The following is a 16,255-nucleotide window of genomic DNA, read 5'->3' as shown; positions in this document are numbered from 1 at the left end:
AAAATCAAAGAAATATGACTGTCTTTTTACTTCTCATCATATGGATAAGTTAAATAGAAGTGATGAGGAGGGGAAGACAAGTGAACGAAGAATCGTTTTATTCACCATTTATAAGCGAAGGCGGAAAGAAAAAAACAATTGGAGAAGTTGAGTTTTCAGATGTGCAGCGCATGATGGAAAAACATTTAGAAGAAGGCTATCAGCTTGAGTTCAAGCGCGAAGTAAGCTCGACGGTCAAACGGAAAATCCCAAATATCATCGCTTCGTTTGCCAATGAAAAAGGAGGGTGGCTTATTTTTGGCGTAGATGAAGACGACCATTCCATTAACCTGCTTGAGCGCAAGGAATATGAGCTGTTTATTAATAATATGCTTAAAGATGTCACCAATCCCATTCCTCGTATCGTTACGCGTTTTTTATCACCTGAAGATCACCCCGGGCAAGGTGTTTTTGTTATTTGGATTCCCGAAGGTCCGAACCCTCCGTACATGTCTTACGGGAAAATTTACAGAAGAATTGGAAGCGGCACATCTCCCGTTACGGAAATCGATGATCGCTATCATTTAGATCGACTCTATCAAAAATCCGAGGATCAAACGCAGCGAATAGAGGAATTTTGCACAAAAGAACTGTCTATCTATAACAGAAAATGGCCTATGCACGGGAAAAGCTATATTCATTACGGGATGTGTAATATGTACGTGCTGCCACTATATGATTTGCATTTAGTTGAACAAATGGAAGAAGAACGGTTAAAACAATATATTTTAAGCAAGTCTAGCGAACCAAAACACTATCGCTTGGATGACGAGAGTACGGTGATGCTGCATACACCGTTTGTTAAAGCCTCTTATTCAGCGGAATCCATCATTTTTCGAAGCACAGATGTGATTGATGCGTATGATAAAACAATTGCGTGGGAGCAGTTTTATAACGGATCAGCGAAGTTTCATATTCCTATTCCATATATGGAAGAATCAAAACAAATTCATGACGTACTAAAGTCGAGTATTTCAAGTTACATTGATGAGACAATTTTTGAGCAGTTTCAATATATAAATGGACCCTTTTTTCTCACATCTTTAATCAGCTGCATCGGCGGATACATCGATTGTATGATGGAATTAAAAGCAGAGCTGGAAGATATGATTATTGTGATTGATTTAGAAAACGTTCGAAACGATGTGCTTTACTTTCCCCATCAGCAGTTTCAAGCATTTTTAGAGAAAGAAGGGCTCGTCTTTTCAGATAAAAAGCAGTATCGATTTAATCGATCATTTAAAACAACGAAATTAGGAGAGAATCTGGAGCTTCTTGCCTACGTTGATTATATCGTAACAGCGTTTGGCCTTTCAAAAAACCAGTCCATTGACTTTCTTAAACACTCATTAAATCAAGGATAAAATATACAATTTTTTGACAATAACTAAAAAAATGACAAAAGTGAAAAAAAGTATGATAATATCTTTCGTAAGTAATGAGCAAGTGAAGAAGAGAAAGGGGACTCTTTTTTACGGATGCCGTTGCTAGGTAGGGTTAAACATAAGGGGAGAAAAAGCAATGAAAAAAGCGACATCCATACTTCTAATTGTCCTAGCACTGGCTGGGTTAGGAGGAGTATGCGCTGCTTATTACCATTTGGAGCAGCAAAAGCAAACGGAAGAAATGACGTATGAACAGAAGTACATAACCGTAAGAAATGCATGAAAAAACCAGCTAATAGGCTGGTTTTTTTGGTTTCAAGTCATAGTAAGTAAAATAAAGATTTTGCTTGTTCAGTTTTTTTAAATAACTCCAATGATGTATAGACGCAAAATAGAAAGCCAACGCTTGAAAAAACAAAAAACAAGCGGAGAAAAGGGCGTTTTTTTTGAATGCGAAAGTACGTAAAAACAACGAGTGAACATACAAGCAGTACGCTCATAGCAGCAAATCGAATCGCGAGGTCTGCTAAATCATCAACCGTACGCTGAAACAATTTTAGCGTTTCATCGTTCAAATCAGTCTCAGGAATGTTCGTTTTGTCTTGCTGGTTTAACACCCCTACATCCCATTTTTCTCGACTATAATCATGAGAAACCGTGTAGTAAAACGGACCAAGCTTTTTTTCATCTGCACCTTCGTCAGCAAGTGCTGAAGCTGGATGCATGAATGCTAGAACAAAAAATAAAAAGCTCCACTTTCTCATTACCAAAGCCTCTTTCTAACTCAGACTATCTCCCATTATAAACCAAAAATTTTTATGTTTCCATCATCCCTCTTTCCTATTTCAATTTCTATATATAAAGTGAAAGGGGGAATAAAAGATGGCAGAAAAAATTCAGCATTCAAGCCAGCTTCGCTTAGTATTAGAACAAGGAATAAAAGAGGATGGAAAACCCGATTTAAAGACAAAATCCTATATGGACATTCAGCCTGGAAGTTCTGCAGATGCACTCATTACAGCAAGCGAAACCATCGCCAGCTTGCAGTCGCTTCCGCTTGTTGAAATCAACGAAGTTGTCACGTTTTCACTTTTAAAATAAGAAAAGAGGTAGAGTATGAAAACTTTAACGATGCAGTTTTTGAATGAGTCACAAAAAGCAGTAAGCCTATCGATTGAATCACCAAAAGATACGTTAGACGCAGCAGCCATTGCAGCAGCAATGAACGCGCTGATCGCAAGCGATGTCTTTACTTCAAGCGGCGGAGCGCTCGTTGCCAGAAAAGGCGCCCAAATTGTTGAGCGAAATGTAACCGAATTTACGATTTAAAAATGAAAGTCCTTCCACTTCGGTGCGAAGGACTTTTTTAAAAGGAGAGAGGAAGATGACAGAGTGGTTTACGCTTGTCTCAGACGTTGGTTTTCCTGTTGTGGTGACGCTTTATTTACTTCACCGAATCGAAGCCAAGCTCGATACAGTTGTGCTATCCATTCAGCATTTAACCGATGAAGTAAAAAAGTGATTATGACAATTGTAAGGCAGTTGTCATGGAAAAGTTGACGGATTTGACACCTCACACTACAATTGGTAGTGTGAGGTGTCAAATATGAAAATTGAAAAATTCAAATTTAACGAAACCGGCCTTAATCGCTTTTTTGGCCCGCTTGAAGCAAAAATTATGACGGCTTTATGGAACGGAAGTGAAATGTCCATTAAAGATGTGCAGCACGTGCTTGAGAAAGAAAAAGCAGTTAACTTCAACACCGTTATGACCGTTATGAATCGATTGGTGGAAAAAGGCGTATTGCAAAAGCGTTTAAAAGGACGTACGTCGATGTATCAGCCGATTCTTTCTAAAGAGGAATTTATCGATGCTCAGTCGAAAGAGTTAACGCACGAATTGATCGATGAATTTGGCTCGCTTGCTGTTACTCATATGCTTGATGCGTTAGAAGAAGTCGATGATTCACTGTTAAGCATGCTCGAATCAAAAGTCAAACAGTTAAAAAAGGATGAATAATCAATGAATCAAGGAATACTAAAGCGTTCTAAGCTTATTTTTAACCTGTGCTTTTTTATTGCCGTGACGTTGCTTATGCAAATGGGCATGTATGTGCTGCATTTGTTGTTTGGATGGAATTTATCGTTTAACTTAATTTTACTTTGTAACAAAGTAGCCCACTTTTTCGGCTTGTTTTTTATTGAATACATGCTGAATGCGGTTATTTTTCATACGATGTTTGTACTGTTCATTAAAGCTGTAAAGCAAGTGATTCAAATGCGGAAAGTCCGTAAAATGATTATGAAGCTGCGAAATGAAACAACAACGGCTCACCTGCAAAAAGCGTACGGAAAGGATTTAACAGTCTTAACAACAGATCAGCCCATTGCATTAACAATGGGGTTGTTTACACCGCACATTGTTCTGTCTACAGGATTGCTCTCGGTGCTTGATGAAAATGAACTAGAAGCTGTTATTTACCATGAGCAGTCACACGTTGCAAACAAAGATCCGCTCAAAACATTTTTACTAAGCACGCTTGCTTCTGCATTATGGTATATTCCGTTTATTAAATGGAGCCATAAACGTTTCAAAGTCATGCGTGAAGTGCTGGCTGATCAAGATGCAATTGTGAAAAATGGCACGTCTGCTCACATCGGCAGCGCACTTTTAAAAATGGTTAAAACGGGACAGACAAGTCTTTCGTGTGCGCACGTATCGTTTGCTGATACGTCGGTTAATTATCGCATTCAATATATTTTAAATCCGGAAACGAAAATGCCGATGCAGCCTCCTGTTGTTTTAACGCTGACGTCGCTATACGTGTTTTTTATTTTGTGTGCGCTAATTTTTACAGCTCTAACAGCTTTGTAAGTTTGTAAGAGAGAAAGAAAAGAAGGAGATGAGATTGTGTCAAAAGCAAAGAAAAAGAAAAAAGTAACGCCCAATCAGCAAACGTCCTCGAGCAAGTGGATTTTTTGGGTGATTGGAATTATTGCGGTCTGTATTTTAGGGTTAATCGTCCTTTCTAATATGTCAAAGGGCGGAGGAGATGAAAAGGCCGCTCTTACATATGATAATCAGCCGTATCTTGGAAAAGAGTCAGCTCCGGTAGAAGTGGTAGAGTTTGGAGATTACAAATGCCCGGCTTGTAAAAACTTCACGGAATCCTTTTTCCCGCTGATTCAAAAAGATTATGTAGATACAGGTAAAGTGAAGTTCTACTTTATGAACTATGCGTTTATCAACAACGACTCCTCTCGCGCAGCAGAGTTTGCCGAGACGGTATACAAAGAGCTTGGAAACGATACATTTTGGAAATTCCATGAACTTCTTTATAAAAAGCAAAACGCAGCGGATGAAAAGAAAGATGTCTTAACGGAATCTTACTTAGAAACCACACTGAAAGAAGTATCTAGCGATGCTGATGCGAAAAAAGTAGCAAATGCATTTAAAGACGGAAAAGGAAAAGATGCGTTTGATCAAGACATGAATATAGCCAACGACTTAGGCATTACGGGTACACCAACGATTTATGTAGGCGGCAAAAAATTCGAAGGAAAAACAATCGATGACTTCGATCAAATGGTCAAAGATGCGGCTAAGGAGAACAAATAATGAACAAGTCTTTGGTTTTCGGGTGGATTACAGCGCTTATCGCGATGCTTGGAAGCTTGATGTTTAGTGAAGTTCTTCACTTTATCCCGTGTGAACTTTGCTGGTATCAGCGAATTTTAATGTATCCGCTCGCGATTGTGCTAGGTGTAGCCGTGTATCGGAATGATACGTTCATCTACAAATATGTCCTGCCGTTTTCTGTGATTGGTATGGCCCTTTCTGGCTATCATTATTGCCTGCAGAAGATACCGGCTCTTAAAGCATTTGAAACGTGTACAAGCGGTGTTCCTTGCTCAGGTCAATATATTAACTGGCTTGGGTTTATCACCATTCCTTTTTTAGCGTTTATTGCGTTTACCATCATTACGATTATGATGCTTGTTCTTCGCAAGCAGACGAAAAAAGCTTAACCTCCGGGTTAAGCTTTTTTGTATGGAAACAAAAAAAGTCCCGCTTATAAGAAGCGGGTGCAAATAGGGTACATCTATGAAAAATGATGAAATTGTTTTGACAAGAACAGTATATAAAAGAAAAGTGAAAAAACGGTGAAAAGAGAAAAGCTTTTTTAAAAAATAAGGGAAAAATATGCTTTTCTTATAAAAAAAGCCCCGCTCACAAAAAGCGGGGAATAAATAGGGGTCATTTATGAAAAATGATGAAATTGCTTTGACAAACTTAGTATACAAAAGAAAAGTGAAAAAACGGTGAAAAGATGGAAGCTTTTAGAAAAAATAAAAAAAGACCTGTTTTGGGGAAACAGGTCACTAGAAAGGGAGTAAAACTATGAAAAAATATGCTAATTGGCTTCGCAAGTACTATCCTATACCTTTATGGTGAAAAAACGATGAAAAGAGAAGCGGGATATAAAAAAGACCTGCTTTGGGGAAACAGGTCATTAGAAAGGGAGTAAAACTATGAAAAAATATGCTAATTGGCTTCGCAAGTACTATCCTATACCTTTATGGTGAAAAAATGATGAAAAGAGAAACTGGATATAAAAAAAGACCTGCTCTGGGGAAGCAGATCTTCAAAAGGAGTAAAACTATGAAAAAAATATGCTAATTGGCTTCGCAAGTACTATCCTATACCTTTATGGTGAAAAAACGATGAAAAGAGAAGCGGGATATAAAAAAGACCTGCTTTGGGGAAACAGGTCATTAGAAAGGGAGTAAAACTATGAAAAAATATGCTAATTGGCTTCGCAAATACTATCCTATACCTTTATGGTGAAAAAATGATGAAAAGAGAAACTGGATATAAAAAAAGACCTGCTCTGGGGAAGCAGATCTTCAAAAGGAGTAAAACTATGAAAAAATATGCTAATTGGCTTCGCAAATACTATCCTATACCTTTATGGTGAAAAGATAGTGAAAGCGATATTAGGATATAGCTCCTATTTTTCCATATTATAGATTCATTTCTCTTTAATAGGGTATACGTTCATTAGAATCGATATAAACTTAAAGAACTGGCAGGGAGGTATATATATGGAAAAGAAACACGAAGCAACTACAAATCAGCGCGTGGTTCACCGCACTCGAAATAGCTGGTCAGGCTTTTTGTTTGGCGTAGGGTTAGTTGCTTTTATTGATGAAGCAGTGTTTCATCAGCTGCTTCATTGGCATCATTTTTATGATAAGTCCACAACGGCTGCTGGTTTAGTGTCGGACGGTTTGTTTCATGCATTCAGCTGGTTCGCTACAATTGCATCACTTTTTATGGTGGCAGATCTCAGGCGCCGGGGCGGCTGGTGGGTGAAAAGGTGGATAGGAGGAGTATTGCTTGGAGCCGGGGCGTTTCAGCTTTATGACGGGACCGTGCAGCATAAGCTTATGGGACTTCATCAAATCCGATACGGAGTGAAGATTGCACCTTACGACATTACGTGGAATGTACTTGCATGTTTGATGCTGCTTATTGGCATCATTTTAACATGGTTTACACGTAAACAAGGTGCACATCATGATTAAATATGAAATATTATCTCAGCTTTTATTAGCCCTGCCTTTTGTCGCTGCCTTTTTTTTATACATGTGGGCTGTAGCGTCTTCGAATGCAACGTATAGAAAATGGTCATTATATAGGACGTCCAGCTGGACACTTGGTATTTTATGCGCCATATCTTCTGTAGCAGGACCGCTCGCAGCCCGTGCTCATATGGACTTTACCGCGCATATGACTGGGCATTTGCTTTTAGGTATGCTAGCTCCGCTTTTAATGGCGTTAGGAGCACCTCTTACGCTGCTGCTTCGCACACTTCCGGTTCAGGCAGCCAGAAAAGTGTCAAAACTTTTAAAAGGACGGTTTGTTTGGTTCATCAGCGGTCCGGTGACAGCTTCTGTTCTTAACATAGGAGGACTTTGGATTCTTTATACAACAAGTCTGTATGGCATGATGCATCACTCTTTTTTCGTGCATGTCGCTGTACATATTCACGTATTTTTAGCCGGCTATTTATTCACCGTATCGATGATTTCAATCGATCCTTCGCCGCATCAGAAAAGTTTTACGCACCGAGCTTCCGTATTAATAATTGCTCTTGCAGCTCACGGTATTTTATCAAAATATGTGTACGCTCACCCGCCTATGCACGTCTCGGCGGAAGGGGCGCAGCAAGGGGCTATGCTGATGTATTACGGAGGCGATTTAATCGACTTATGTTTAATTGTGCTTCTTTGTTATGAGTGGTTTAAGCGGGTTCAAAAAGTATCTCTTATATAAAAAAGCGCGCAGAAAGTATCATGCTTTCTGCGCGTTTTTTTTAGTGAATGTTTCGTTTTTTAAAGCGTCCGCCGCGGACTTCGGTAATATCCGCAACGGCTAAAAAGGCAGTAGGGTCAAAATCTTCAACAATGGTTTTTAGCTTTGATTCTTCAAGGCGCGTAATGATGCAGAAAATCACTTTTTTATCATCGCCCGTATAAGCACCTTCACCGTGCAAATAAGTAACGCCTCGACCTAGACGCGCATTAATCGCATCGCCAATTTCGTCGGAATATTCACTAATAATCCAAGCTGATTTTGATTCTTCCAATCCTTCTACAACCGTATCAATGGCTTTAGCTGCAATGATGTACGCAAGGATGGAATACATGGCGCGGTCCCACGTGAACACAAATCCCGCTGCTCCTAAAATGAAGAAGTTGAAAAACATCACAATTTCTCCTACAGAAAACGGAATTTTTTTACTGATTAAAATGGCAAGTATCTCTGTACCGTCAAGCGCTCCGCCGTAGCGAATTACGAGTCCAATTCCAATTCCGAGAATAATCCCTCCAAAAACGGTAGCAAGAAGAACGTCTGCGGTAAACGCGGGGACATCATGAAACATAGAAGTTAAGATGGATACAACCAGTATGCCAAAAATAGTGGAAAGGGCAAATGTTTTCCCCATTTGCTTGTACCCGATAAATACAAACGGAAGATTTAGTACAAAAAGAAAGATTCCTAGATTTACTCCAGTAAGATGCGAAAGCATGATGGAAATACCGGTAATTCCTCCGTCGACAACGTGGTTTGGGACAAGGAAAATTTCAAGTCCTGTGGCCATGAGCAGCGCACCGATCGCAATGGCGATGGCCCTTCCAAATACCTGTCCCTTGGACAGCTTTCGGTGCTGAATTTTCGCTTTTTCGAGTTCTGTCATTTGCATGTCTCCTTTGATGCCTCATATGTATTTCTCACTTTAGAAAAGTGAAACTATCTTTAATTATACCTTACTATGCACAATTAGTGGGGATAGACGGCTTAATTACTTGTTTCACCATATAAAAAAAGCCTGCTTTAGAGTCATAAGCAGGCTTTTTAAGGAGTAAAACGATGAAAAAAGATAGTTGGCTTCACGGCTTTAACTATATAGAAACTTGATGAAAAAACAGTGAAAACGCCGGCATGTACGGTAAGAAAATCGGGGATACTAGTTAAAAAAGCCAAAAGGAGATGACGAAATGAGCGTGTGGATGATGTATAATCACTTGATGCATTCGCAAATCTTTTTAAGCAGCGTATTAATTAGCGGCATTCTTCTTGTTAGCGGAGGATTTGTGTACGGCAGAATAATGAGCAAAAAGTGAACCTAATATTGCCGCGAATAGGTTGTTAATGGAAGATGCTCAATAGCTGCTTGGTTAATGTTATACTTGCTCCATAAGCTTAGCGTGGAGGTGTCAGCATGAACAAGCATCATGATCTAACAGCATCATACGGAGAATCGTTAGTGACGTGTGAACATCAGTTTGAAGCTAGCTATTACTATCATCAAGTGCGCGAACAGTGCATGAATCACATTCATGAAATAAGCAAAGCGGTAGATGAATTCACCGTTGATTTTACAGATGAAAGCTTGAAAATATTAGAGCTTCTTTACTATGATCTAGAAGACAGCAATTGTTTTGACTATTTTTCGATGACAAAAGAAGAATTCGAAGAGTGTATGGGCGTATACTTTGGTGAAGTGGTTACATCTACTATTGACGAAGCGCGCTGGGTTGTGAAAGAATATCCGCTTATGGAAAACAAGTATGTGACCGGAATTGAAAAAGGGAATCTTTCACTCATGTTTCCCCATGGCTTTTTTAACCATAAAGAGCGTCATCCAGAGTGCGTTTTTACTCTTTATCATTTATATAAACAGCTGCAAAAATAGGAAAAAGGTGAACTTAAGTTCACCTTTTTTATTGTCCGAGCTTTATGGGGATATAAATCTCCATTTCATATGTATCACTATATAAATTGCTGTGTATAGCTGTATTTACAATTTCAAGAGCAGGACCTTCAATCATGCTGTAAGGAGAGTTCGGCAGCCATTCATTCCAGATGCTGTTATACGTCGACCCAAGCGATGTAATGGGACCTCTGTGTTTAAACTGCAGGTATGTAAACGAAGGAAACGTATGAACGCTCATACCGTTTGGAATACAAGCAGTATCAGCCACTTCTGTCCCTGCAATATAAAAATAATTTTCTTTTTTCGGAGCCATGCAAATGCCTGTAATCATATGAGGTTCTTTTGAAGAGGTAATCATTTCTTTTTCTTTAAGTATTTGCTTCAAAAGATTCTCTTTTTGATACTCTCCGTTTTTTGCTATGCCTATCACTGAAAATCCTTCTTTATATACAACTTTACCTTGCATAATCCACCTCGAATTTTTCAAGCTCTAGCTTTTATTCTATCAATCATAAATTACTTTACCGTGATTGTAACATAATCTTAAGTAGATATCGATGCAGAAAATGGAACATGAGCAAAGCTTCAAACACATGCTTGAGATACTCTAATTATTACATAAAAACAGCGTGGGAATTCGCACGCTGTTTTTACTAATGCAACACTTTATTTATATAACGTTTATGAAGAGTAAATCCGGGAAACTCCTTAATATAAGTCAAAATGGTAGTTAAACCAGTAGTCGTCCTGCACATTCTTTGTGTTTGAAGCGACAATATGCTCATGACCTTGTTCGTCCGTGGCAATCCAGTTGTAGTTGATATCCATTTTAATCGGATACATATTGCCTTTTTTAAACAAAATAACGGGGGGAGTTACTTCAACAAACTCGTTTAGTTTTTTAACAACATCTTCTTTACAGCGAATTAGCTCCATGTCTTTTTCTCCTTCGGTGTTATTGCACAATCATATTTTTTGCGTTGTGCACAATATATAATTTAAAATAACAAAGGTAAGTTTAGCACATTTTACAAAAAACAGAGAAATAAAAAGGAGCGATATCGATGAATGAACAAATTTTATTAGCAGAACGCCCAAAGGGAATGCCAACAAAAGATACGTTTAAATACGAAAAAATTGAAATGCCTACAGCGAAAGAAGGCGAGGTACTTGTTCAAACACTTTACCTTTCTGTTGATCCGTATATGAGAGGACGCATGAACGATACAAAATCATATGTTCCTCCATTTGAGCTAAACGCACCGCTTGCAGGCGGCATTGTAGCACGCGTAACGGAATCAAAATCAGATCGCTTTAAAGAAGGCGATATCGTGACGGGTATGCTTCCTTGGAAACGCTATTCAGCTGCAGAAGCAAAAAACTTACAGAAAGTTGATCCAGAGCTAGCGCCAATTACAACGGCTATCGGCGTTCTGGGTATGCCTGGTCTCACAGCTTACTTTGGACTGCTTGAAATCGGTCAGCCAAAAGAAGGTGAAACAGTAGTCGTTTCCGGTGCAGCAGGTGCTGTTGGATCTGTTGTTGGTCAAATCGCTAAAATTAAAGGCGCACGTGTTGTCGGCATCGCAGGTTCTGAAGATAAAATTGCTTATTTAAAAGATGAGCTCGGATTTGATGAAGTGATTAATTATAAAAAAGGAAATGTGAAAGAAGCGTTAGAAGAAGCGTGTCCTAATGGCGTTGATGTTTACTTTGAAAACGTCGGCGGAGAGATTTCAGATGCAGTTGTTAGCTTATTAAATAAATTTGCGCGCATTCCGCTTTGCGGCCAAATTTCACTGTATAACTTAGAAAAACAAGATGTTGGACCACGTGTTCAAACACCTTTATTAATTAACAGTGCGTTAATGAAAGGCTTTATCGTAGCCGACTATGCAGACAAATTCCCTGAAGGCATTAAGCAGTTAGGCGAATGGGTGCAGCAAGGAAAAATCAAATACAGCGAAAACGTTGTAGAAGGTTTTGAAAATGTGCCTGAAGCGTTCCTTGGTTTATTTGAAGGAGCAAACTTAGGAAAACAGCTTGTAAAAGTAGCAGAATAATCGTAAAAAACCGTGCGGGATCATTCCCGCACGGTTTTTTTACATAGTTGAAGCCGTTTGTTGTTTCGCTTCTTCTTCAATATGTTCACCAGTTCGTTCGATTGGCGAGCGTTTGTGATAGCGTCCAAGCAGTCCTGTCATGATGAAGATACCGATTAACGAATAAAGAACTTGAACTACGCCGAATACCACTGTTGCAGAGCCTACAATCAACACATCTGTCAAAAGCATTGTTTTACCTGGATTAATGCCAAAGCGTTTATCAAGAAACACGCATAGCATGTTGATTCCGCCCAGAGAAGAACCGTGGCGAAACAAAAAGATCAGTCCAATGCCGACAATAATGCCGCCCACAACCGCAGCTACAAGCGGATATGGAAGCGCAAATGAAAAGTTGGCAGCTAATAAATCGGACATCACTGACATCAGGCTAACGCTGATGAAGCTTTTTATCGTAAATTGAAGTCCAATTTGCGTAAGAGCCATGAAATAAAATGGTAAATTGATAATAAAGAACAATACCCCAAATGAAATACCGGTTAAATGCTGCAGGACGATTCCAAGTCCTGCTGTTCCGCCAATAACGAGGTTAGAAGCGGTTAAAAATTGAATTCCGATGGCAACGCACAAACAGCCAAAGGTAATCCATCCCCATTGTTTTACGTGATTCATATCTCCATCCCCTTTTGTATATTTATACAATACTTCCGATAGAAAACACCGTCTTTTAATTCACAAAATCTATTTTACTATATATCTTTTCAAAAAAAAGCACTTTTGTGAGAGAATCTAACACAAGATTAAAAGTTAGATAATTCAGATTTATCAAGTTCTTTTGAAGCGAATGATTGATAAACCAATATGTTTCTAAAAAAAGATTACAAAGAAAGAATGAGAAAAACGGATTTTGGAAAATGTATAAACAAATATTTGGATAATGGTTAAAAAAAGGGAGAAAACATTAGTTAAAACGAACGATTATAATAAAAATTAAAATATAATTCGTCTTTGTATTAATTTTTTGTTCAATTAAGGTAATATATAATATTATTAGCATGAAAATATGTAGAGATGGAAGTGGATGCGAAATGAATAAGAAATTATCAGCGTTGACAGGGGTGGCTGTACTTGCTTTTTCACTTACAGCATGTGCCCCTCAGCAGGAAAAAGAAGTGTCTGCTGAGAAAAAAGAACCCGTTCAAAACCTAGCTGAACAGCAAATCATGGCGGACGCTTGGTACCAAACATCCGGCGAAATGAAAGCTTTGTATTACCAAGGCTATAATACAGGAAAGCTTCGTTTAGATGAGGCGCTTGCAAAAAGTACCGATAAAAAGCCTGCCATTATTTTGGATTTAGATGAGACCGTACTTGATAATAGTCCATTTCAAGCATCAGCAATCAAAACCGGCAAAGGATTTCCTTATAAGTGGGATGAGTGGGTGCAAGCAGCAAAAGCGAAAGCAGTACCAGGTGCTGTTGATTTCTTGACGTATGCGAATCAAAAAGGCGTAGATATTTACTATATTTCAGGCCGTACAACTTCTCAGCTTGAGGCAACAATTAAAAACCTAAAGAATTTACATATTCCTCAAGCAACCAAAGACCATGTGCTATTAACGGGTCCAAAAGATGAAGGAAAAGAAACGCGCCGTCAAAAAGTAGCGACGAATCATAATGTAGTCCTGCTGTTTGGTGATAACTTATCTGATTTTAGCGGCTTTGATAAAAAGTCCATTACTGATCGAAATAAGCTTGTAGAAGAGCAAAAAGAAGCGTTTGGCCAAAAGCTAATCGTATTTCCAGATCCAATGTATGGAGATTGGGAAGGAGCTATTTATAACTACGACTACTCGATTTCGGACAAACAAAAAGATAAGCTTCGCCGCGAACAGCTTCAGTATTTCAACTAAAAAATCCGAACGAGGTTGATTCTCCATTAAGAATCAACCTCGTTCGGATTTCCCTTCAACTAACATATTGTTGTCCCAGCCTCTTTTAATCTTTTCACTATAGCCAGTTCAAACGATAGCTTGTACAAATGATCCTGTTTTTTAAGAAAGAAGCCAAGGAGCATAAGGAACTTGCTTCCACTCGTGTTTTAACATGCCATAAATCACAAGGTCATGGTAGTGATCATATAGATATTCACCTTCTCTGCAAATGCCTTCTTCTGTAAAACCTAGACGCGTAGGGATGGCTTTGCTTTTTTCGTTATTAACGCCGCAGCGTATTTCGACTCGATGAAGGTTTAACGTATTAAATGCATAGTTCAGGCATCCGTGTACGGCTCTTGTCATAATACCTTTTCCTTGAAAATCATGTCCAATCCAATAGCCGAGACTTGTACTTTTGTTTCCCCAATTAATTCCGTGAAAACCAATCATCCCGGCGATTTCTCCGTAGTACCGAATGATGGCCTGGAACCCTTGGTTATTATAGTATTGAGCTCTCCATTCAGGGATGAGTTCATCATAGTCAGCAATACTTTGCATGCTATCTACCCATGGGAGCCATTCTTTTAGGTAAGGTCTTGACTCGTTAATAAGAGAAAGCAAAGGGAAAGCGTCAGTTGATTCAATCAAATGCAAACTAACTTCGTCATCAATTTTGTATTCAAACATACGAAAGCCTCCTGTGATGATGGGCCTGCTGAGATAAGCGTAGCGTGTAGGCAGTTCTAACATCTATTTTTTCTTTATTCTACCACAAGTAACAGAAGGGAGAACGAGGAAGTTTGAGCTAAAAGTAAATAACGCATAAAGTCGATAGGATTTTAATGATTAAAAAAATTAATAATTGAAAGTACTTTTATCAATATTTTTACAGAAAAGAGGCATATACAGTGATACAATGGAAGAAGAGATAAGGCGTTGTATTTATACATACTTTATAACAAACATGATATTGGATTGATAAAAGCAGGTGGTAAAAACATGGATGTACAACTATTAATAACGGTATTTGCACTCGGGTTTTTCGGGTCATTTTTAGCAGGTATGCTTGGAATTGGAGGATCAGTTGTTTTGTACCCGCTGTTGCTATTTGTTCCGCCTCTTGTAGGAGTGGGAATATTCAGCGCGCACGAAGTAGCTGGTATAGGAGCCGTACAGTCGCTGTTTGCCTCTGTTTCAGGAGCTCTTGCTTACAAAAAGGGCGGCTATTTGAATAAACCGTTAATTTTATATATGGGTATCAGCGTCTTAGTTGGCAGTCTCATTGGTTCAACGCTATCAAACTCGTTTTCAGAAGGAATGATCAATTTCATTTACGGCGTGATGGCCACAATTGCTGCAGGATTAATGTTTATGCCAAAAAAAAATAATCCAGCGGCCGATTCATTCGAAGTGACGTTTTCAAAACCTTTGGCAGCAGCTCTGGCGTTTTTAGTTGGAATTTGCGGGGGGATTGTCGGAGCAGGAGGCGCATTTTTACTTGTTCCTATTATGATTACCGTGTTAAAAATTCCTGTGCGCGTAACGATTGCAAGCTCATTAGCCGTGACGTTTATTTCGTCTATGGGAACAACATTCGGTAAAGTAATGACGCATCAAGTCCTTTTGCTTCCGGCGCTTATGATTATTGGAGCAAGCTTACTAGCAGCTCCGATCGGCGCTTTTGTCGGGCAAAAGACGAAGGTAGCGTCGCTGCAAGTTATCTTAGCGGTCGTTATTACGGCGACTTCGCTGAAAATATGGTTTGATTTACTAATGAAATCTATTCATTAAAAAAAGCTGCCTTTTTAAGGGCAGCTTTTTTATTTTGTTGTTGATGACACAAGGTGAGCGACTAAAATATAGCGTTCAGGTGCTGAACCAACGTAGTTAAATGGATAACAGGTGCTGACAGTTAAAGTGGCTCTAGGCTTTGGCACAATAACGGTCCGGTCATCCGCATCAACGATTCGTACTTTGTTCACTTTGTATGTGAAGGTGCCTGCTGCCGTGTTCACCACGAGCGAATCGCCTTCACCCACATCGCCAAGCTTACGAAAAACCGTATCGCGATGTCCTGATAGAACAGAATTGTCGTTTTGACCAGGCAACACGCTTCCTGCAAAATGACCCACGCCTTTTTCTAATTCATCTTCATTCGTACCGTGATAAATCGGCAGCTTAGCGTTTAATTTAGGAATATATAATTCTCCCATTAAATCACCGATTTTTGGCTGTTTCGGGTAAGACACATTTGACACTTTCGGCTTTTTTTCCGAGCTAGCAGTACGAGAGTGTACCGCTTTTTTAGATTCAACAGAAGAAGCTTCAGCAGAAGAGTCTGCTGTTGAAGAGTCCTTGCTTTTAGAAACTGAAGCTGCGGCTGGTTCTTCTGTATCCATTGTTTTAAATGCCAAATAGCCTCTTGCAAATTTATAGGCGTTTGTGGTCGTAAACCAAAGACCAAAGCAAATGATGGCGGCTAAAAGGGAAAGAACAATCAACCGCTTTTTGCGATTGATTGTTCTTCTTGTTTTTCTTGGTTCCAT

At 39.1% G+C, this 16,255-nt stretch carries 23 protein-coding genes; 16 read left to right on the top strand and 7 right to left on the bottom strand.

All coding sequences use genetic code 11. From position 1 onward, the window contains the following. Positions 1-80 precede the first annotated feature (80 nt). Positions 81-1,403: an AlbA family DNA-binding domain-containing protein gene (locus LIS78_RS16510; protein ID WP_195782660.1), complete on the top strand. Its 1,323-nt coding sequence runs from the start codon at positions 81-83 to the stop codon at positions 1,401-1,403. Between the two features lie 157 nt (positions 1,404-1,560). Beyond that, positions 1,561-1,707 (top strand): hypothetical protein, encoded by a 147-nt coding sequence (locus LIS78_RS16505; protein WP_013057870.1) that lies wholly within the window; start codon positions 1,561-1,563, stop codon positions 1,705-1,707. Between the two features lie 37 nt (positions 1,708-1,744). Here LIS78_RS16505 and LIS78_RS16500 read toward each other — a convergent pair whose 3' ends face one another. Continuing rightward, the gene (locus tag LIS78_RS16500; RefSeq protein WP_013057869.1) at positions 1,745-2,188 is read right to left on the bottom strand and encodes a hypothetical protein; all 444 of its coding nucleotides are present in this window, start codon (positions 2,186-2,188) and stop codon (positions 1,745-1,747) included. A gap of 118 nt (positions 2,189-2,306) precedes the next feature. Here LIS78_RS16500 and LIS78_RS16495 point away from each other — a divergent pair, with 118 nt between their 5' ends. The 9 genes from LIS78_RS16495 to LIS78_RS16455 all read left to right on the top strand — a co-directional run bounded on the left by LIS78_RS16495 (position 2,307) and on the right by LIS78_RS16455 (position 7,764). Beyond that, a complete protein-coding gene (locus tag LIS78_RS16495; RefSeq protein ID WP_252284011.1) occupies positions 2,307-2,525 on the top strand; it encodes a DUF1659 domain-containing protein in 219 nt (72 codons plus the stop codon). Between the two features lie 15 nt (positions 2,526-2,540). Continuing rightward, complete coding sequence (locus LIS78_RS16490; RefSeq protein WP_050691548.1) at positions 2,541-2,753, top strand: DUF2922 domain-containing protein; 213 nt, start codon at positions 2,541-2,543, stop codon at positions 2,751-2,753. A gap of 55 nt (positions 2,754-2,808) precedes the next feature. Then, complete coding sequence (locus LIS78_RS16485; protein ID WP_013057866.1) at positions 2,809-2,946, top strand: YvrJ family protein; 138 nt, start codon at positions 2,809-2,811, stop codon at positions 2,944-2,946. An 84-nt stretch (positions 2,947-3,030) separates the two neighbouring features. Beyond that, complete coding sequence (locus LIS78_RS16480; RefSeq protein ID WP_013057865.1) at positions 3,031-3,444, top strand: BlaI/MecI/CopY family transcriptional regulator; 414 nt, start codon at positions 3,031-3,033, stop codon at positions 3,442-3,444. A 3-nt stretch (positions 3,445-3,447) separates the two neighbouring features. After that, complete coding sequence (locus LIS78_RS16475) at positions 3,448-4,299, top strand: M56 family metallopeptidase (protein WP_209150109.1); 852 nt, start codon at positions 3,448-3,450, stop codon at positions 4,297-4,299. A gap of 36 nt (positions 4,300-4,335) precedes the next feature. Then, positions 4,336-5,043 carry a DsbA family protein gene (locus LIS78_RS16470; RefSeq protein WP_252284010.1) on the top strand — a complete coding sequence of 236 codons (708 nt, stop codon included), beginning with the start codon at positions 4,336-4,338 and terminating at the stop codon, positions 5,041-5,043. Next, a complete protein-coding gene (locus tag LIS78_RS16465) occupies positions 5,043-5,453 on the top strand; it encodes a disulfide oxidoreductase (protein ID WP_063672055.1) in 411 nt (136 codons plus the stop codon). The genes LIS78_RS16470 and LIS78_RS16465 overlap by 1 nt, the downstream gene beginning before the upstream one ends. Before the next feature lie 1,077 nt (positions 5,454-6,530). After that, entirely contained in the window at positions 6,531-7,013 is a 483-nt protein-coding gene (locus tag LIS78_RS16460) for a DUF2243 domain-containing protein (protein WP_063672049.1), read from the top strand. Further along, a complete protein-coding gene (locus LIS78_RS16455; RefSeq protein ID WP_252284009.1) occupies positions 7,006-7,764 on the top strand; it encodes a cytochrome c oxidase assembly protein in 759 nt (252 codons plus the stop codon). The genes LIS78_RS16460 and LIS78_RS16455 overlap by 8 nt, the downstream gene beginning before the upstream one ends. Positions 7,765-7,804: 40 nt before the next feature. On the opposite strand, the gene LIS78_RS16450 is transcribed toward LIS78_RS16455, so the two are convergent. Beyond that, entirely contained in the window at positions 7,805-8,689 is an 885-nt protein-coding gene (locus tag LIS78_RS16450) for a YitT family protein (protein ID WP_043981425.1), read from the bottom strand. Between the two features lie 301 nt (positions 8,690-8,990). On the opposite strand from LIS78_RS16450, the gene LIS78_RS31445 reads away from it, so the two are divergent. Both LIS78_RS31445 and LIS78_RS16445 read left to right on the top strand, forming a co-directional pair. Further along, positions 8,991-9,116 carry a hypothetical protein gene (locus tag LIS78_RS31445; RefSeq protein WP_016764808.1) on the top strand — a complete coding sequence of 42 codons (126 nt, stop codon included), beginning with the start codon at positions 8,991-8,993 and terminating at the stop codon, positions 9,114-9,116. A 98-nt stretch (positions 9,117-9,214) separates the two neighbouring features. After that, complete coding sequence (locus tag LIS78_RS16445; RefSeq protein WP_195782664.1) at positions 9,215-9,688, top strand: hypothetical protein; 474 nt, start codon at positions 9,215-9,217, stop codon at positions 9,686-9,688. 28 nt (positions 9,689-9,716) lie between these two features. Here LIS78_RS16445 and LIS78_RS16440 read toward each other — a convergent pair whose 3' ends face one another. Both LIS78_RS16440 and LIS78_RS16435 read right to left on the bottom strand, forming a co-directional pair. Further along, complete coding sequence (locus LIS78_RS16440) at positions 9,717-10,175, bottom strand: GyrI-like domain-containing protein (RefSeq protein WP_195782665.1); 459 nt, start codon at positions 10,173-10,175, stop codon at positions 9,717-9,719. 242 nt (positions 10,176-10,417) lie between these two features. After that, positions 10,418-10,645 carry a hypothetical protein gene (locus LIS78_RS16435; protein WP_013083917.1) on the bottom strand — a complete coding sequence of 76 codons (228 nt, stop codon included), beginning with the start codon at positions 10,643-10,645 and terminating at the stop codon, positions 10,418-10,420. A 128-nt stretch (positions 10,646-10,773) separates the two neighbouring features. On the opposite strand from LIS78_RS16435, the gene curA reads away from it, so the two are divergent. Then, positions 10,774-11,772, top strand: a complete 999-nt coding sequence (gene curA / locus LIS78_RS16430; RefSeq protein WP_014459317.1) for an NADPH-dependent curcumin/dihydrocurcumin reductase — start codon at positions 10,774-10,776, stop codon at positions 11,770-11,772. A 39-nt stretch (positions 11,773-11,811) separates the two neighbouring features. Here curA and LIS78_RS16425 read toward each other — a convergent pair whose 3' ends face one another. After that, a complete protein-coding gene (locus LIS78_RS16425) occupies positions 11,812-12,444 on the bottom strand; it encodes a YitT family protein (protein WP_252284008.1) in 633 nt (210 codons plus the stop codon). Positions 12,445-12,860: 416 nt separating this feature from the next. On the opposite strand from LIS78_RS16425, the gene LIS78_RS16420 reads away from it, so the two are divergent. Further along, a complete protein-coding gene (locus LIS78_RS16420; protein WP_252284007.1) occupies positions 12,861-13,685 on the top strand; it encodes a 5'-nucleotidase, lipoprotein e(P4) family in 825 nt (274 codons plus the stop codon). Between the two features lie 141 nt (positions 13,686-13,826). Here LIS78_RS16420 and LIS78_RS16415 read toward each other — a convergent pair whose 3' ends face one another. Beyond that, positions 13,827-14,396, bottom strand: a complete 570-nt coding sequence (locus tag LIS78_RS16415; RefSeq protein ID WP_195782668.1) for a GNAT family N-acetyltransferase — start codon at positions 14,394-14,396, stop codon at positions 13,827-13,829. A 312-nt stretch (positions 14,397-14,708) separates the two neighbouring features. On the opposite strand from LIS78_RS16415, the gene LIS78_RS16410 reads away from it, so the two are divergent. Next, complete coding sequence (locus LIS78_RS16410) at positions 14,709-15,500, top strand: sulfite exporter TauE/SafE family protein (protein WP_252284006.1); 792 nt, start codon at positions 14,709-14,711, stop codon at positions 15,498-15,500. 29 nt (positions 15,501-15,529) lie between these two features. Here LIS78_RS16410 and LIS78_RS16405 read toward each other — a convergent pair whose 3' ends face one another. Continuing rightward, on the bottom strand, positions 15,530-16,255 hold the full coding sequence (locus LIS78_RS16405; protein ID WP_252284005.1) for a class D sortase, LPxTATN-specific: 726 nt from the start codon (positions 16,253-16,255) through the stop codon (positions 15,530-15,532).

This window comes from Priestia megaterium (genome assembly GCF_023824195.1).
GTDB classification, from domain to species: Bacteria; Bacillota; Bacilli; order Bacillales; family Bacillaceae_H; genus Priestia; species Priestia megaterium_D.
This window is presented reverse-complemented; position numbering and strand designations above follow the sequence as displayed.